The sequence below is a fragment of the Kitasatospora sp. MY 5-36 genome (genome assembly GCF_001182915.1).
Taxonomy (GTDB): domain Bacteria; phylum Actinomycetota; class Actinomycetes; order Streptomycetales; family Streptomycetaceae; genus Kitasatospora.
The window spans coordinates 1-1,819 of record NZ_LFVW01001120.1 but is presented as its reverse complement, the minus strand read 5'-3'; the positions used below and the strand labels follow the sequence as shown (position 1 = coordinate 1,819).

2 protein-coding genes are annotated in these 1,819 nt (G+C 76.4%); both read left to right on the top strand.

All coding sequences use genetic code 11. The annotated features are described in order from the left end of the window. Nucleotides 1–160 precede the first annotated feature (160 nt). Nucleotides 161–1,222: a 3-dehydroquinate synthase gene (locus AE652_RS40675; protein WP_234348725.1), complete on the top strand. Its 1,062-nt coding sequence runs from the start codon at nt 161–163 to the stop codon at nt 1,220–1,222. A gap of 1 nt (nt 1,223) precedes the next feature. Next, on the top strand, nt 1,224–1,819 hold a 596-nt coding region (locus tag AE652_RS40670), incomplete at its 3' end, for a shikimate dehydrogenase (protein ID WP_369808375.1).

The window sequence follows — 1,819 nt, the reverse complement described above, 5'->3', positions numbered from 1 at the left end:
CCCGCGATCCGGCCGGCCGTGCTCGGCGGGCTGTCCTCGCTGCACGGCGCCCTCGCGCTGGCGCGGCTGCAGCCCGCGGCCTGAAGCCGTGCCCGCGCCCGCGCCCCACCGCGCGACACCGCACCGCACACCATCTCACCGACCAGCCCTGGGAGCCGAGTTGACCACGACAGAAACCCTCGTCCGTACGGACGGTGGGCTGCGGCGCATCGACGTGGAGCTGGGTGAGCGCGGCTACCCGGTGCTGATCGGCCCCGGCGCCCGCCACCGGCTGGCCGGGGTGCTCGCGGGGATCGGCGCCCGCCGGGTCGCGGTGGTCAGCGCCCGGCCCGCCGAGTGGCTGCCCGACACCGGTCTCGACACCCTGGTGGTGGAGGCGAAGGACGGCGAGGAGGGCAAGTCCCTCGCCTGGGTGGCCGAACTGTGCAGCCGTTTCACCGCGTTCGGCCTGGGCCGGGCCGACGCCGTGGTCTCCTGCGGCGGCGGCACCACCACCGACGCGGTCGGGCTCGCCGCCGCGCTGTACCACCGGGGAGTGCCCGTGGTGCACCTGCCCACCTCGCTGCTGGCCCAGGTCGACGCGAGCGTCGGCGGCAAGACGGCGGTGAACCTCCCGGAGGGCAAGAACCTGGTGGGCGCGTACTGGCAGCCGTCCGCCGTGCTCTGCGACACCGACTACCTCGACACCCTCCCGCCGCGCGAACGCGTCAACGGCTACGGGGAGATCGCCCGCTGCCACTTCATCGGCGCCGGGGACCTCCGCCACCTGCCGCTGCCGGAGCAGATCGCCGCGAGCGTCGCCCGCAAGGCCGCCGTGGTGGCCGCCGACGAGCGCGACACCGGGCTGCGGCACATCCTCAACTACGGCCACACGCTGGGCCACGCGCTGGAACGCGCCACCGACTTCCGGCTGCGCCACGGCGAGGCGGTCGGCGTCGGCACGGTCTTCGCCGGCCGGCTGGCGGGCGCGCTCGGCCGGATCGGCCCCGAGCGGGTCGCCGAGCACCACGAGGTGGTCGCCCACTACGGGCTGCCGACCGCGCTGCCGCCGGAGGTCGGCACCGGGGCGCTGATCGCCCTCATGCGGCTGGACAAGAAGGCCGTCGACGGGCTCTCCTTCGTCCTGGACGGCCCGCGCGGCGCCGAACTCGTCAGCGACGTCCCCGAGTCGCTGGTCGCCCGCACGCTGGACGCCATGCCGCGCGCCGCCGGGGAGGCCTGAGATGTCCCTTCACCCCGACCTGCCGACCCCCGACGCACCGGCCCCCGACGCACCGGCCCCCGACGCACCCGACGCGCCGCCCGCCCGTCCGCCGATCTCCGGCCGCACTCGGCTGTTCGCGGTGCTCGGCGACCCGGTCGCACAGGCCAAGGCGCCCGCCCTGCTCAACCCGCTGTTCGCGGCGAGCGGCGTGGACGCCGTGCTCGTCCCCGTGCACGCCCCGGCGGACCGGCTGGACGAGGTCGTCCGAGGACTGAAGGCCGTCGCCAACCTGGACGGACTGCTGGTCACCGTCCCGCACAAGCTGGCGATGTGCGGCCACGCCGACGAACTCAGCGACGCCGCCGCCCTGTTGGGCAGCACCAACGCGCTGCGCCGCGAGCCGGACGGCCGCTGGTACGGCGACAACTTCGACGGCGCCGGGTTCGTCCGGGGCCTGGCCGCCGCCGGGCACCACCCGGCCGGGCTGCGGGTGGCACTGGCCGGCGCCGGAGGCGCGGGGCTCGCCATCGCCGCCGCCCTGCTCGCCGAAGGGGCCGCCGCACTCACCGTCACCGATCCCGACGGGGGCCGGGTGGACGCCCTGCTGGAGCGGCT